Here is a 13,494-nt window from a genome sequence, read left to right as displayed (position 1 = left end):
TTCGGGGATTGTTGCGGGGCAGTAGCGCGAACTTCGCCGTTCGCGCTACTGCCCCGCAACAACAAAGCCGCCCAAACGGCGCGGGGACGCGAACGGCAAAGTTCGCGCTACTGCCCCGCCACTGAGGCGCCGGCTGCAACTTCCCCGGTATCTTCGGGCTCTTGCTGATTGCCTACTTCCCTGCATCGTTTATGCGCTGTATGTTTCTATTGTTGTGGCTGCTTGGCAGCCTGTCCGTGCGGGCCCAGGCGCCGGCCCGACCCGTGTACCGCAACCTAGTAATGGAAGGCGGCGGTATCCGGGGAATTGCGTACGGCGGCGCGCTGGCAGAGCTGGAAAAGCAAGGCGTGCTGGCCGGCCTGCAGCGGGTAGGCGGCACCTCGGCCGGCGCCATTCAGGCAGCGCTGCTGGCGGTTGGCTATTCGCCGCAGGAAATTATTGAGGTGGTGAACCACACGCCCATTCAGCGCCTCAACGACGGGCGGCTGATCTTCTTTGGCGGCAGCACGCGCTTAGTAAAGCAGTACGGCTGGTACCGCGGCGACGAATTCACGAAGTATCTGAGCGAGCTGGTCAACCGCAAAACCGGCAACCCCAACCTCACGCTGGGCGAGCTGCATACGCTGGTTCAGCAACGCCCCACCCATTACCGCGACCTGTATACCACCGGCACCAACCTCACGCGCCAGTGCACGCAGGTGTTCAGCTACGAAACTCACCCGGCTATGCGCGTGGCCGACGCGGTGCGCATCAGCATGAGCATTCCGCTGTATTTCCGGGCCGTGCTGCTTGATACCACTGGCCACGTGGTGCGGCAGCCGGCGCCCGGCCAGCCCGTGGAGGTGCTCGTGGATGGGGGCCTGCTGGCCAACTACCCGATTGATTTATTTGATGATGCGCGCTACTTCACTGTGCCTGCTGGCACGGCCGCAACTACCAACCCCGAAACGCTGGGCTTGCGCCTCGACCGGGCCGAGCAGATTGCGCTGGATGCCCAATCTGGCCGCCAGCGGCAACTGGCACCCTACGTCATCCAGGATTTTGGCTCCTACGTTGGGGCGCTCTATACGGTGGCTATCGAGAACCTGAATCCGGCCCGCCCCGCCGACTGGGCCCGCACCGTCAGCATCAGCACCATGGGATTCAATCCGAAAATCAAGCGGGTATCAGATGCGCAGAAACAGTTGCTCATGGACAGCGGCCGGGCCGGGGTGCAGGCGTTTTTTGGGCGGTGAACCTAGAGTTGAAAGAAGGTTCGGATGACAGGTGCCCAAGTCGACCAAAGGTCTGATAAGGATGCTGCTGTACCGATAGTCGCTCCGATGCCGCCTATAATTGCCTTAATCATTCCTGGCTTAGCTCTTTGCTCGGTAGGCAGCGTAGCTTGTTTGCTTAACTCCTCAACCTGGTCGAGTAGTTCGTTCTTTTCATCGTGGCTCAGTGAGTCGGACGCTGCAACAGCTTCCAGAATATCATTGAGCGTTTGAGCTATTTGTTGCTGACCTTGTTCTTGGAGTCGGCCTACGTTTATGGATATGCTTTTTACATGGTTGATATCACCTGTATTAAGTAAGCCGACTTGGCTGTTGACAACGTAGTTATTCACCGTCATATTGGACTCTAGCTTTTTGTGCTGTGGAAGTGGATGAATATTCTGCAGATGCAGACATAAAACAGCTGAAACAGCTGCAACTTCATTAATCTGCCCAGTATATATATGACCTGCATCATTTCCTGAGTCATCTATCTGTTGGACAACATGCAGATGCTGAAAGGCGCCGCTCCATTCTTTTAGCGCGTAAAGCCATCTTTTGACGTGATCAGAATAAGATAGCACAGTTTGAGTGTGTTCTGTCTTTGGAAGAGCCTCAGCCAAATATCTGCCAGCCATGTCAGCTAATGCAGAAAATTGAGCTTTGACATAGCCATTGCTTATTCCAGTTACGGATGCGTACTCGCCAGCTGCTCCCCATTGAAAATCGACGCGTAGGTGTTGGCCAGTAGGGGCAAGAGACTGAAATCTGTTTTCTAAATCAAGCCAGTTTTGCATCAGGATAGTATCAAGATTATTCGAACTCATAGTTAGACAAAAGCACTAGCAAAAGCATTATGTAGTTTTGTTCTATTGTCTCCCACTCACTAAGTCACTAACTCATCACCTCACCGTATGTATACCACCCTTCAGCCCGATCTTCAGCAGCAGCTTCAGGAAATCAAAGACGCCGGCCTCTACAAAAAGGAGCGGGTGATTACCTCGCCCCAGGGCGCCGAAATTGAAACCGCGGAGGCGGGCGAGGTGCTGAACTTCTGCGCCAACAACTACCTGGGTTTGTCGTCGCACCCCGAGGTGATTAAGGCCGCCAAAGAGGCCATTGATTCGCACGGCTACGGCCTGTCGTCGGTGCGCTTTATCTGCGGTACCCAGGATATCCATAAGCAGCTCGAAGCCAAGCTGGCCGAGTTTCTGGGCACCGAAGACACTATCCTGTACGCCGCGGCTTTTGATGCCAACGGCGGCGTGTTCGAGCCGTTGTTCAACGAGCAGGACGCCATCATCAGCGACGCCCTCAACCACGCCTCCATCATCGATGGCGTGCGTTTGTGCAAGGCCCAGCGCTACCGCTACGCCCACAACGACATGCAGGACCTGGAAAAGCAGCTTCAGGACGCCCAGGCCAAAGGCACCCGCCACCGCATCATCGTGACGGATGGCTCGTTCAGCATGGACGGCACCATCGCGCAGCTCGACAAAATCTGCGACCTGGCCGATAAGTATGAGGCGCTGGTGATGATTGACGAGTGCCACTCGATGGGCTTCCTGGGCAAAACCGGCCGCGGCACCCACGAGTACCGCAACGCCATGGGCCGCGTCGACATCATCACGGGCACACTGGGCAAGGCGCTGGGCGGGGCCATGGGCGGCTTCACCTCGGGCCGCAAGGAAATCATCGACATGCTGCGCCAGCGCAGCCGCCCCTACCTGTTCAGCAACACGCTGGCCCCAGCCATTGTGGGCGCCAGCCTGCGGGTATTGGAGCTACTCACCGAAAGCACCCATCTGCGTGACCAGCTCGAAGAGAACACCAAATACTTCCGCGAGAAAATGACGGCTGCCGGCTTCGACATCAAGCCCGGTGAGCACCCCATCGTGCCCGTCATGCTCTACGATGCCAAGTTGGCGCAGGAATTCGCGGCCAAGATGCTGGAAAAGGGCATTTACGTGGTAGGCTTCTACTTCCCCGTAGTGCCCAAAGGCCAGGCCCGCATCCGGGTGCAGCTCTCTGCCGCCCACACCCGCGCGCACTTGGATAAAGCCATTGCGGCATTTATTGCGGTAGGGCAGGAGCTAGGTACCCTCAAAGACCGTAGCGCCGCCTAGCCCGAAGCCGGCCAAGTAGTAACAAACACGCCGTAAGCATTCCGGCTTGAAAACCTAAGGTATTCTAATGCCCAAAAAAACCTCCACTGGGTAGTGGGGGCTTTTTTGTGGTTGTGTCAGACTGGCAATGTACTTAGCTGGCGCGGAAACCGGTGGCCTGGCGGATGCTACGCTCCTGGCCGGTGGCGGGGTCGGCGTACGTGTGGTCACTCACCTCCACCGATAGGGTTTTGCCAATGAGCTGCTTAGTGTCAAGGTCCTGGTCGCCTTCGGGCTTGATGCCTACCGCGGAGTACAAAGACAAAATGATTGGCTTGCCGGCCGGCGAGTTGTAGAACCGCTGCGAAACAAACCCATCCTCGTTTTCCATTCGGGCGGCAAAGAAAGGCACATTCTGGTGCTCACTCACGCCTTCTTCAATATCCGTTATTTCAACGGAATGACGACCGTCAGGCAGGAAGCCCTCCTCGTCTTTTTCAACCTGGATTTTCATATGTTGCCTATTTTATTAGCACGATTTGCTAATTATAACGGCAAAACGAACGGGTAGGTTACTGGGGTTTTACTACGCTGCTACCTCCGCTGCCGTAGTGCCAGCCGCGGCGGCCGGTTTGGGCGCCGCGTCGAACAGGAACTCGTTGAGACGGGCGCGCAGGTCGGCGGGAGCTAAGTTGCGGAAGACTTCGCCGCCGCGAACCAGCGAAATCTGGCCGGTTTCCTCGCTCACTACCAGCACTACGGCATCTGTTATTTCGGTGAGGCCAATGGCGGCGCGGTGCCGCAAGCCGAGGGCCGCCGGTACGTCGGGGTTTTCACTTACGGGCAGGATGCAGCGCGCCGCCTTGATGCGGCCCCGGCTGATAATGACGGCCCCATCGTGCAACGGGCTGGTTTTGTTGAAGATGCTCAGCAGCAGGCGTTTGCTGACGGCCGCATCGATCAGGTCGCCGGTGTCGCCGAAGGGCTTGAGGTCGGAGGCGAGGCTGAAAGCAATGAGCGCGCCGGTTTGCTTGCCGGCCAGGCTCTTGGCGGCTTCCACGAAGGGCGTCACGTTGAGGCGCTCGGCATCCTCGGTGTCGCGGCGCCACGGAAACATGCGCATCCGCTCAAAGGCCGTAGCCTTGCCGATATTGAGCAGAAACCGCCGGATTTCCTGCTGAAACAAAATGATACCGGCCAGCACGCCCACGCTCATAAACTGCCCCAGAATGCTGGTCAGCAACTCCATGCCAGCGGCCTTCACTACCAGATAAAACAGGTAGATGGACATGAAGCCCAGGAAAATCTTCAGCGCAACGCTGCCCGTCAGCAGCTTGTAGAGCTGATAAAACAGCACCGTGACCAGCAGCACGTCCACGACGTCGATCCAGCCAATGCGCAGGAAGCCGATGGGGAAAGAGCCAATCACGACGGAAACGGGGGAAAGGTATTGGAGACGAGCTGCACGGTTTGCACAGCTTCGGCCACGTCATGTACGCGCAGCAACCGGGCCCCGTTTAGCAGGGCCAGCGTATTTACGGCCACGGTGCCCGTGAGGGCAGCATCGGGTGTGAGGCCCAGCGGCTTATACACCATGCTTTTCCTGGACAAGCCCGCCAGAATCGGCAAGCCCAGCACCCGCAGCTCGGGCAGGCGGCGCAGCAGCTCGTGGCTTTGGGTTGGCGTTTTGGCAAAGCCGAAGCCGGGGTCGAGCACCACATCCGTAACGCCGTGCTGGCGCAGCACGGCCAGCTTGCCCAGAAAGTAGCGCACCAGTTCCAGCACCAGGTCGCCCTCGTAGTGGGTGTGCTGGGTCATGGTTTGGGGCGTGCCGCGCATGTGCATCAGAATGTAGGGCACGCCCAGCCGGCCGGCGGTCGGCAGCATATCGGCATCGAGGGTGCCGCCGCTGATGTCGTTGAGGATGGCGGCGCCGGCCGCTACGGCCTCGGCTGCCACGCCGGCCCGAAAGGTGTCCACGGACAGCAGCGCCTCCGGGAAGGCACGATGCAGGGCTTCCACGGCGGGCAGCAGGCGGCGCTTTTCCTCGTCTTCCGAAATGTGCTCGGCGCCGGGGCGCGATGAGTAGCCGCCCAGATCCAGCACGACCGCGCCAGCCTGTAGCATGGTTTCGGCGCGACGTAGTAGGTCGGTTTCGGTTTCGATGCGGCTGCCTTCGAAAAACGAATCAGGGGTGAGGTTGAGGATGCCCATCACCTGCGGCCGGCGCAAATCGAGCAGGCGCCCACCGGGGCAGCGCAGAGTTTGCGCAGCGGGGAAACATGTATCTTGCGGGGCCTGGAGCATGATTTCGGGCGGGAATGAACGTCATGCTGAGCTTGCCGAAGCATCTCTACCGCTTCGTTCAAACAGCATGAAAGTAGTCAGAAGTAGTGATGCTTCTACTGCGGCTGCGCCTTTGCGGACGCCACATAAAGCATGACGAGAAAGGCGAATTGCAACAAAATAGCCTCAAAAACTTGGAGAATCAAACCCAGCACGAATACGACCAGGTGATTGCGCAGTGCCGCGCCCTGTTTGTGGCCAAGACGCACGACTACGGCACGGCCTGGCGCATCATGCGCCTGCCCAGCATCACCGACCAGATTTACATCAAGGCCCAGCGCATCCGCAGCATTCAGGAGAAAGGCCACCAAATGGTCGAGGACGACGTGGACGGCGAGTTCGTGGCCATCATCAACTACTGCGTGATGGCGCTGATGCAGCTGCGCCTGCCCGCCGATGCGCCCCTGGAGCTGGAGCCGGCAGCCGTGGCGGCCGCCTACGACGAGCAAACCGCTGAAAACCGCCGCCTGCTGTTCGCCAAAAACCACGACTACGGTGAGGCCTGGCGCCAGATGCGCATCGAAAGCATCACCGACATCATCCTGATGAAGCTGCACCGCACCAAGCAGATCGAGGACCTGGCCGGCGCTACGCGCGTGTCGGAAGGCGTGGAGGCCAACTACCGCGACATGCTCAACTACGCCGTGTTTGTGCTGATTAAAAAGGGGTTCGGCGTTTCGGGGGTGTAGCGTGTGGCGCTGGGCTGTATCTTACGCCTCATTCCGGGGTTGGCTGTATCCGGCGGTTGCATTTAGCGTATGTACCTCGCGGCGAGGCTACGGCGCACGCCGTCTGGTCATCCCAATGGCCAAAACCGCCTGCGCCCGTTGCGCAGTCAAACCAACCACGCCCTTCTGACTTCAAGGTTCCAAAACACTGTTATGAAATTAGTTACGAAAGTCTGCTGGCTGCTGCTGGGGGCGCTGTTCATCTTCTCCGGGCTGATCAAGCTCAACGACCCGGTGGGCACGGCCCTGAAGCTGGAAGAATACTTCGATGTATTTGCCGAAGACTTCGGCCGCTTTTTTCTGTTTTTCAAGGACTACGCCCGCACGCTGAGCATCTTCCTAAGCTCCTTGGAAGTAGTGCTGGGTGTTGCGCTGCTGCTGCGCTGGATGCTGACCAAAACGCTGTGGGTGCTGCTGGCGCTGCTGGTGTTCTTTGCCTTCCTCACGTTCTATTCGGCGGCCTTCAACAAAGTTACGGATTGCGGGTGCTTCGGCGACTTTATCAAGCTCACGCCGTGGCAGTCGTTTAGCAAGGATATGCTGCTGCTGGGGCTGTGGGCGGTGGTGTTTTTCAACCAGCGTTTCCTGCGCTACAGCTTTGCCAAGGGCCAGTTAGGCGTGATGTACATCACGCTGGCCTCGGCCGTAGCCATCGGCATCGGGGTGCGGGCCCTGGGCCATCTGCCGTATTTCGACTTCCTGCCATACAAGGTCGGCAACAACATCGGGCAGCTGATGAAGCCGCAGGAACAGGCCCGCTACCAGTATGTGATGGAGCGCAACGGCGAAACCAAAACCTTCGACCAATACCCCGCTGACTCAACCTGGAAGTATAAGAGCATGGAGTCGTTGAATCCGGAAAAGTCCAAGCCGCTCATTACCGATTTTGAGGTGTCGGACGTGGATGGCAACTCTTACACCCAAGAGCTGCTGCAGGGCAATAAGCTGGTGCTCATCGTGCAGAACACCAACAAGACTGACCGGGAGCGGTTCAAAGTCATCAACGCCCTGATGGAAGCAGCTGGCAAGTCGCGCCGCAACATCAAGGCCATTACCATCACCAGCACCAGCCCTGCCGAGTTCGACTCGTTTCGCCATGATGTGAACCTGGCCACCCCTTACTACCTCGCCGACGCCACCGTGCTCAAGTCTATGATCCGCTCCAACCCCGGCCTGATGGTGCTGCAGGACGGCGTGGTGAAAGCCAAATACCACTACCACGACATTCCCGATCTGTTCAAGGTGGAGAAGTTGTTTTAGAAAGGCTGTCATTGCGAGGACGAAAGCTGAAGCAATCCTTCCTCTTGTGGCAGACACTTCCCTAACAGCAAAGCCCTCCGGCGTCAGTGTACTACATTACTGCCAGAGGGCTTGTCGCTAAGGGTGGCTTAGCGCACGGAGAGGACGGATTGCTTCGTCGTGCCTCCTCGCAATGACAGTGCGCAATGACAGTCAGCCGCACTACCTTTACTGCATGCTCACCTTCCTTCTGCGCCGGTTGGGGCATGGCCTGCTGATTTTGGCGGGCGTAGCCCTCACGGTGTTCTTCCTGTTCCAGGTGCTGCCCGGCGACCCGGTGGCGCTACTGGCCGGCCAGCGCTCCGACGCCGCCACCCGCGCCGCCATTGCCGCCGACCTGGGCCTCGACCAGCCGCTGCCCGCGCAACTGCTCGGCTACCTCAACGACGTATCGCCGCTGGGGCTGCACCCGCGCGACTCGGTGGGCACGGCCAAGTACGGCGGCCTCACGCTGCTGCCGCTGGGCGAGCGGGCGGTGGTGCTAAAAACGCCGTATTTGCGCCGCTCTTTCCAAAGCAACAAAGAGGTGCTCACCATCCTGCTCGACCACTTCACGGGCACGCTGTGGCTGGCGCTGGCGGCCATGCTGCTGGCTGCGGTGCTGGGCATTGCGTTCGGGGTGGTGGCCGCACTCAAGCCGCACACTTGGCTAGACAGGCTGCTGATTACCACGTCCGTGCTCGGTATTTCGGTGCCCTCGTTTGTGGCGGCCATCCTGATTGCCATTACGTTCGGCTTCTACTGGAGCCGCTGGACAGGGCTCAATCTCACGGGCCAGCTCTTTGAAACCGACGCTTTTACGGGCCGCCATCTGGTGCTGCGCAACCTGCTGCTGCCGGCCTTCGCGCTGGGCATCCGGCCGCTGGCCGTCATCACGCAGCTCACCCGTTCCAGCATGCTCGATGTGCTGGGGCAGGACTACATCCGCACGGCGCGGGCCAAGGGCTTGTCGGGCTACCGCACGGTGGTGGGCCACGCCCTCAAAAACGCGCTGAATCCGGTGGTTACGGCCGTATCGGGCTGGCTGGCGTCGCTGATGGCGGGTGCCTTCTTTATTGAGTACATCTTCAACTGGAAGGGCCTGGGTACAGTCACGCTCCGGGCCGTAGAAAACCTGGATTTTCCGGTGGTGATGGGCGCTACCATCTTCATTGCGGCGCTGTTTGTGGTCGTGAATATTGCCGTAGACGTGCTATACGCCGTGCTCGATCCGCGGGTAAAGCTGACTTCCTAACTGCGTATGGCTTCCGAACCTGAGCTGCAGCGGCTGTACCTGATCGGGATGCCTGGTGCCGGCAAGACCACGCTGGGACGCGGCTTGGCGGTGGCCTACGAACTGCCGTTTCTAGACCTCGACGAGGAAATTGTGCGCCGGGAAGGCCGTAGCGTGGCCGATATTTTTGCGGCAGAAGGTGAAGCGTATTTTCGGGAGCGGGAAGCCGCTGTGCTGCGGGAGGTGCAGCAGCAGCCCGGCCGGTTCGTGCTAGCTACTGGTGGCGGCACGCCCTGCTTTCAGCACAACATGGATGCCCTGCTCGCCGATGGCCCGGTGCTCTACCTGAAAGTGCCCACGGCAGAGTTGGCAGCGCGCATTCTGGCCGCCGCCGCCAGCCGCCCCCTGCTCGCCGATCTACCCGACCGCGAAGCACTGATTAGCCGCCTCGATGAAACCTTGCAGCAGAGAACGAGGTTTTACGACCGCGCACCGTTAAGCTGTACGGTAGCAGGTAGTACCGTCGATAACGTTCAACGGTTGCTTGCTCGGTACCTGTCCCTGGCCTGACCACTGCTGGTTTAGGTTGCGCTGCGTACTTTTGCCCCTTGAATCAGATACTTGCCTCCATGAATCAGACTGCACCTGCTGCTCCGACTCCTGATGTTGAACTGCGCCCCGTTGCTCCCGCCCAAGCTGTAAAGCCTAAGCACAAAGGTTCGGCGCAGCTGTTTGAAAACCCGGTACTTGAGCGCCTGACGCACACGCACATTGCCGGGCCGCTCAGCATTTTCTTTGGCGTGGCGGCCGTGAGCCTCTATTATAGTTTGAGCCGCGGCCTGCTGTCGGGGCTGTCGGCGTTTGGGCTGTTTCTAGCTGGGTGGTTTCTCTTCACGCTGGCTGAGTACCTGATGCACCGCTATGTGTACCACATCAAGGCTGACACACCGCGCAAGGCCAAGTTTCAGTACACCATGCACGGCGTGCACCACGAGTATCCAAAGGATAAAACCCGCCTGGCCATGCCCCCCATCCTGACGGTGTTCGTGGCGTCGTTGCTGTTTTTCATCTTCCGCTTCACCTTCGGCAATGCTGGCTTCGGCATCCTGGCCGGTTTCGTGTTTGGCTATGCGCTGTATCTGTTTGTGCACTACGCTATTCACGTGTACTCACCGCCGAAAAACTTCCTGAAGGTGTGGTGGCATCATCATGCCCAGCATCACTATCGGCAAGATGAAATTGCTTTCGGCGTCAGCACCACCCTCTGGGACCATATTGTGGGCACAATGCCTCGCGAGAAAAAAAGCGAATAAAATCGTTGCCGGAGTTTCACCACCGAAAAGGGCGGCCCCATGGGGCCGCCCTTTTCGGTGGTGAAACTCCGGCAACTTAGCGCCGAATACGGTTGATGACAAACCAAAGGAGCACGATAATAAGTAGTACGCCGATGATGCCCGTCCAGGCGCCGGCTTTGAAAATGGTGCCAATGGCGTCGCAGCTGCTAAGCGAAAAAGTGAGCAGCAGCATTATAGCTGCCAGGAAAGGAAAACGGATAGCGCGCATGGCGGAAAAGTTGAGAGAAGTGCCGGGCCACGAGTATTCGGGCTTTGAGGGGTGTACTTGCCCAGCCGCCAAAAGGTTAATACCCTTCACGGTACACAGCAGACCACCGCAGAGGTGCGGGCTGCTGTGCACCGGCGCGTTGTGCTGGGCGCCCGGTGCAACCAACGCTGCCTAGCCTATGCATAATGCTCCCTTCAGGTACAGCCGCGCAACTGACAGCATACGGTAGCTAAGGTAGGACAGGAGTGTGAGCATGTCTTCGAGGCGAACATCGTCGGAGGCGGAGCCCGGCACAAGGTGGAAGTCGCTGGGTTCGGCTGCAACGAGCGAGGTGGAAGCACCATTTTAATGGTGCTTCCACCTCGCTCTACACTCAATAGGAACTGCAACACCCTGAGAAACGAAAAATGCCCGCCGATAAAGGCGGGCATTTTTCACTCTTGACGCTCCCTCCTGGGTCCGCATAATTGCTTATACAGGCTTTGAAAGCGGTTTTTGACAGGAAATTGTCCCGGTTTATGTCCCGATATTAGCTTGTGTCCCGGTTTTGTGCTCTTCCGAAGTTATGTCACGCTGGTGTGAGAAATCCGCACGACCCGCCACACGCGGCGAATGTCTTCAGTTTCTACAGGCAGACTTCCGTGCTGGGGTTATCAGTATGCAATATGAAGACACCTGCTTAATACCTTGTCACTCTTAACGTGCTTTATTGCCAGCTGATTGCCAAACACCACTATAGTAAACAGCAGTAGCTTGCTATTGCGGGGACTAATCCTCCTCTAAATGCTTCGTAACAAGACTAGTATTTAGGGAGCCAGTTGTCATATGTTCGGCTAAGAGAGTGTGGCATCCCTCCTTAGGACAGTAAGCTTGATCTTTTTCTTTTCCAACCCCTCCGAGCGGCCTTTCTATTATAAGGACAATGGAATTGCAATTCGGACAATCGATGGTATAACGGTGTGCCATTTGTTAAAGCGCTGTTTCAAATCTTGTGCAAGTTACATATTCTCAAAAGACCCAGGGATGACTTGTCGCGAGTACTATATCACGTCGGCGTGGAAAATCCGCACCACCCGCCACATATACCGAATGTCTTCCCCGGCCACCGGCAGGCTGCCGGCGTTGGGGTTGTCGGCATGCAGCACCAGAATGCCGCGCTCCAGAATGTCGTTGCTCTTCACCCGCTTAATGGTGAGCTGGTTGCCGAACGCCACCACGTACACCCCGCTGGTAGCGTACTTAACATCCGCCAGTCCCACGCGCACCCCCACCACGCGCATGCCTGAGCGCAGCTGCGGCTCCATCGAGTCCCCGTCGATTTCAAAGCCCAGCGTCCCCGGCTTGCGCATATCAGGCGTCGGGTCGTAGATGCGCACAATGTCCAGGCTCTCGAACTGGTTGAGTCCGCCGCCGTCATCCATCAAATCCAGGAAGCTGCCGCGCACCTTGCAGGCCACGAACTGAATGTCCAGGTAGTCGCCTTCATCCAGGCTGGCCAGCACTTTCACGTTTCCGCCCACCGGGCTGAACTCCTCCATCGGGCCGCTGCCGAACCACAGCCAGTTGCGACTGATGCCCAGCTTGTCCACAATGGTTTCCAGGGCTTCGTTGCTGGGTTGATGACGGCCGCCCTCCAGTTGCGTGATCAACGGCCGCGACACGCCCAGCATGTCCGCCATTTCCTGCTGCGTCATGCCCCGCGACTGGCGCACCACTTTCAACCGCTCGCCAATGGTGAGCGAGGGCAGGGGCGTAATGGCGCTGATCTTTTTTTTCTCGGCCGGTATCATTTGCAACTCTTAGTAACTTTTACTTGCATTTGGATTGATTTATCCTTTCAAATGTAACAATAAAATTCCAAATGCAACCACTTGAAACTACCTCCCCACCACCTGACCTCCGGGCCCTGCTGCCTCACGGCGCTATTTCGGATATCGCCCGCCAGCTCAACATCTCCCACGCGGCCGTTTCCAAGGCCCTGCAGAAGGGTCGGCCAGCGCACCCGGCCGTAGCCGAGGCCGTGCGCCTGATCAAGGCCGCCGGCAGCCAGCAGGTCCAGCACGACCTCACCCAACTCAAGCCCTAGCCACTTACTTCAATTCCTCTTCCGTTATGATGCTCCTTATCGAAGCCAATAAGCCCTATCCCCGCCGCCCGCTGCCACCGGCGCCCTACCTGCTCGAAGAACCCCGCAAGGCCACGGCGGCCCTGGAGGCCGCGGTCCGGAAATGCCCGCCCCGGGACTTTACCAGCTCCGCTTCCCGCCCCACGCCCGCCCAGCGCTACGAGCTGAGCTGCACCCTCGACAGCCCTTTCCTCACCCACCGCGAAGCTGTCTGGCTGGATCTGTGGCAGTATGAGTTCGACGCCGCCACCACCGCCAAAGCACTCCGCCAGCTCAAGCGCATCATCAGTCACCGCGAGGCGTCCGGCATTGCCCCAGTGCCCTACAAGGGTGGCATCTTCTTCCCCGAACAACTCACGTCCCCGCAGCCATGACCGAGCTATCCACCACTACGGCCGATGGCCTGCACATCACCGTGCGCCTGCCCGATGACCACGCCTGGGTGCGCGAGTCGCTGGAAAAGGCCTGCGCCGCTGAGGCCCGCCGCCAACTCGAAACGGCCCCCACGCCCGACCCGGCCTACTCCGTGCCCCGCACGGCCGCGCTGCTCGACCTGCACCCCGAAACCCTGCGCGACTACATGCGCCTGCCCGAGCACCACCCGCGCCGCCTGCACTACCTCGCGGGCGAATCCAGCCGCGGCGACCGGGTGCTGCTGTCCCAGATCCATGACTGGCAGCGCCGCAACCGCACCGATGGCGAGCCAGTCGCCGCCCCCGGCCCCCGCGCCAAGCGCGGCCGTCGCTCCCCCTTTCGCCCGGTATAAAAGGCCTCATCCGCCTACTGCAGCCCTCTGGCTCCCCGCTCGTCTGACTCCTCTCTACCCCGGAGAGGGGCCGGGGGTGAGGCTCTACCTACTACT

At 59.0% G+C, this 13,494-nt stretch carries 16 protein-coding genes; 10 read left to right on the top strand and 6 right to left on the bottom strand.

Going from position 1 to position 13,494, the window contains the following annotated elements; genetic code table 11:
• Positions 1-200 precede the first annotated feature (200 nt).
• Positions 201-1,235, top strand: a complete 1,035-nt coding sequence (locus tag H8B14_RS04555; protein ID WP_187314390.1) for a patatin-like phospholipase family protein — start codon at positions 201-203, stop codon at positions 1,233-1,235.
• Between the two features lie 2 nt (positions 1,236-1,237).
• On the opposite strand, the gene H8B14_RS04550 is transcribed toward H8B14_RS04555, so the two are convergent.
• Positions 1,238-2,080, bottom strand: a complete 843-nt coding sequence (locus H8B14_RS04550; protein WP_187314389.1) for a hypothetical protein — start codon at positions 2,078-2,080, stop codon at positions 1,238-1,240.
• Between the two features lie 87 nt (positions 2,081-2,167).
• Here H8B14_RS04550 and kbl point away from each other — a divergent pair, with 87 nt between their 5' ends.
• Positions 2,168-3,379 (top strand): glycine C-acetyltransferase, encoded by a 1,212-nt coding sequence (kbl, locus tag H8B14_RS04545; protein WP_187314388.1) that lies wholly within the window; start codon positions 2,168-2,170, stop codon positions 3,377-3,379.
• 133 nt (positions 3,380-3,512) lie between these two features.
• Here the strand turns inward: kbl and H8B14_RS04540 are convergent, their stop codons facing one another.
• The 3 genes from H8B14_RS04540 to folP form a co-directional block, all read right to left on the bottom strand.
• Positions 3,513-3,872 carry a hypothetical protein gene (locus H8B14_RS04540; RefSeq protein ID WP_187314387.1) on the bottom strand — a complete coding sequence of 120 codons (360 nt, stop codon included), beginning with the start codon at positions 3,870-3,872 and terminating at the stop codon, positions 3,513-3,515.
• Between the two features lie 72 nt (positions 3,873-3,944).
• Complete coding sequence (gene cdaA / locus H8B14_RS04535; RefSeq protein WP_187314386.1) at positions 3,945-4,787, bottom strand: diadenylate cyclase CdaA; 843 nt, start codon at positions 4,785-4,787, stop codon at positions 3,945-3,947.
• Positions 4,784-5,665, bottom strand: a complete 882-nt coding sequence (folP, locus tag H8B14_RS04530; RefSeq protein WP_187314385.1) for a dihydropteroate synthase — start codon at positions 5,663-5,665, stop codon at positions 4,784-4,786. The genes cdaA and folP overlap by 4 nt, the downstream gene beginning before the upstream one ends.
• A gap of 173 nt (positions 5,666-5,838) precedes the next feature.
• On the opposite strand from folP, the gene H8B14_RS04525 reads away from it, so the two are divergent.
• From H8B14_RS04525 to H8B14_RS04505, 5 genes are all read left to right on the top strand, one after another.
• The gene (locus H8B14_RS04525) at positions 5,839-6,393 is read left to right on the top strand and encodes a DUF1599 domain-containing protein (protein WP_187314384.1); all 555 of its coding nucleotides are present in this window, start codon (positions 5,839-5,841) and stop codon (positions 6,391-6,393) included.
• Positions 6,394-6,585: 192 nt separating this feature from the next.
• Positions 6,586-7,692, top strand: coding sequence for a BT_3928 family protein (locus H8B14_RS04520; RefSeq protein WP_187314383.1), 1,107 nt, complete (start codon positions 6,586-6,588; stop codon positions 7,690-7,692).
• A 214-nt stretch (positions 7,693-7,906) separates the two neighbouring features.
• Positions 7,907-8,965, top strand: a complete 1,059-nt coding sequence (locus H8B14_RS04515; RefSeq protein WP_187314382.1) for an ABC transporter permease — start codon at positions 7,907-7,909, stop codon at positions 8,963-8,965.
• A 6-nt stretch (positions 8,966-8,971) separates the two neighbouring features.
• Positions 8,972-9,514, top strand: a complete 543-nt coding sequence (locus H8B14_RS04510) for a shikimate kinase (protein WP_187314381.1) — start codon at positions 8,972-8,974, stop codon at positions 9,512-9,514.
• A 59-nt stretch (positions 9,515-9,573) separates the two neighbouring features.
• Complete coding sequence (locus tag H8B14_RS04505) at positions 9,574-10,257, top strand: sterol desaturase family protein (protein ID WP_187314380.1); 684 nt, start codon at positions 9,574-9,576, stop codon at positions 10,255-10,257.
• Between the two features lie 76 nt (positions 10,258-10,333).
• Here the strand turns inward: H8B14_RS04505 and H8B14_RS04500 are convergent, their stop codons facing one another.
• Both H8B14_RS04500 and H8B14_RS04495 read right to left on the bottom strand, forming a co-directional pair.
• Complete coding sequence (locus H8B14_RS04500) at positions 10,334-10,507, bottom strand: hypothetical protein (RefSeq protein ID WP_187314379.1); 174 nt, start codon at positions 10,505-10,507, stop codon at positions 10,334-10,336.
• A gap of 1,040 nt (positions 10,508-11,547) precedes the next feature.
• Positions 11,548-12,297, bottom strand: a complete 750-nt coding sequence (locus tag H8B14_RS04495) for an XRE family transcriptional regulator (RefSeq protein WP_187314378.1) — start codon at positions 12,295-12,297, stop codon at positions 11,548-11,550.
• Between the two features lie 71 nt (positions 12,298-12,368).
• Here H8B14_RS04495 and H8B14_RS04490 point away from each other — a divergent pair, with 71 nt between their 5' ends.
• From H8B14_RS04490 to H8B14_RS04480, 3 genes are read left to right on the top strand one after another with little or no spacing between them, the layout of a single operon-like run.
• Entirely contained in the window at positions 12,369-12,593 is a 225-nt protein-coding gene (locus H8B14_RS04490) for a hypothetical protein (protein ID WP_187314377.1), read from the top strand.
• Between the two features lie 26 nt (positions 12,594-12,619).
• Positions 12,620-13,006 (top strand): hypothetical protein, encoded by a 387-nt coding sequence (locus tag H8B14_RS04485; RefSeq protein ID WP_187314376.1) that lies wholly within the window; start codon positions 12,620-12,622, stop codon positions 13,004-13,006.
• The gene (locus tag H8B14_RS04480; RefSeq protein WP_187314375.1) at positions 13,003-13,398 is read left to right on the top strand and encodes a hypothetical protein; all 396 of its coding nucleotides are present in this window, start codon (positions 13,003-13,005) and stop codon (positions 13,396-13,398) included. Before H8B14_RS04485 ends, H8B14_RS04480 begins: the two co-directional genes overlap by 4 nt.
• Positions 13,399-13,494: the final 96 nt, after the last annotated feature.

The sequence above is a fragment of the Hymenobacter puniceus genome (assembly GCF_014333525.1).
In the GTDB taxonomy this organism is placed as follows: Bacteria; Bacteroidota; Bacteroidia; order Cytophagales; family Hymenobacteraceae; genus Hymenobacter.
The sequence above is the reverse complement of the archived record's forward strand: the minus strand, read 5'-3'. Positions and strand labels throughout refer to the sequence as shown.

Excerpts from the sequence above, each read along its gene's own strand:
- H8B14_RS04520 (WP_187314383.1), top strand. The coding sequence starts at position 6,586 with ATGAAATTAGTTACGAAAGTCTGCTGGCTGCTGCTGGGGGCGCTGTTC.
- kbl (WP_187314388.1), top strand. The coding sequence starts at position 2,168 with ATGTATACCACCCTTCAGCCCGATCTTCAGCAGCAGCTTCAGGAAATC.
- H8B14_RS04555 (WP_187314390.1), top strand. The coding sequence starts at position 201 with ATGTTTCTATTGTTGTGGCTGCTTGGCAGCCTGTCCGTGCGGGCCCAG.
- H8B14_RS04500 (WP_187314379.1), bottom strand. The coding sequence starts at position 10,507 with ATGCGCGCTATCCGTTTTCCTTTCCTGGCAGCTATAATGCTGCTGCTC.
- H8B14_RS04490 (WP_187314377.1), top strand. The coding sequence starts at position 12,369 with ATGCAACCACTTGAAACTACCTCCCCACCACCTGACCTCCGGGCCCTG.
- H8B14_RS04515 (WP_187314382.1), top strand. The coding sequence starts at position 7,907 with ATGCTCACCTTCCTTCTGCGCCGGTTGGGGCATGGCCTGCTGATTTTG.
- H8B14_RS04480 (WP_187314375.1), top strand. The coding sequence starts at position 13,003 with ATGACCGAGCTATCCACCACTACGGCCGATGGCCTGCACATCACCGTG.
- H8B14_RS04510 (WP_187314381.1), top strand. The coding sequence starts at position 8,972 with ATGGCTTCCGAACCTGAGCTGCAGCGGCTGTACCTGATCGGGATGCCT.
- H8B14_RS04485 (WP_187314376.1), top strand. The coding sequence starts at position 12,620 with ATGATGCTCCTTATCGAAGCCAATAAGCCCTATCCCCGCCGCCCGCTG.
- H8B14_RS04495 (WP_187314378.1), bottom strand. The coding sequence starts at position 12,297 with ATGATACCGGCCGAGAAAAAAAAGATCAGCGCCATTACGCCCCTGCCC.
- H8B14_RS04550 (WP_187314389.1), bottom strand. The coding sequence starts at position 2,080 with ATGAGTTCGAATAATCTTGATACTATCCTGATGCAAAACTGGCTTGAT.
- H8B14_RS04540 (WP_187314387.1), bottom strand. The coding sequence starts at position 3,872 with ATGAAAATCCAGGTTGAAAAAGACGAGGAGGGCTTCCTGCCTGACGGT.
- folP (WP_187314385.1), bottom strand. The coding sequence starts at position 5,665 with ATGCTCCAGGCCCCGCAAGATACATGTTTCCCCGCTGCGCAAACTCTG.
- H8B14_RS04505 (WP_187314380.1), top strand. The coding sequence starts at position 9,574 with ATGAATCAGACTGCACCTGCTGCTCCGACTCCTGATGTTGAACTGCGC.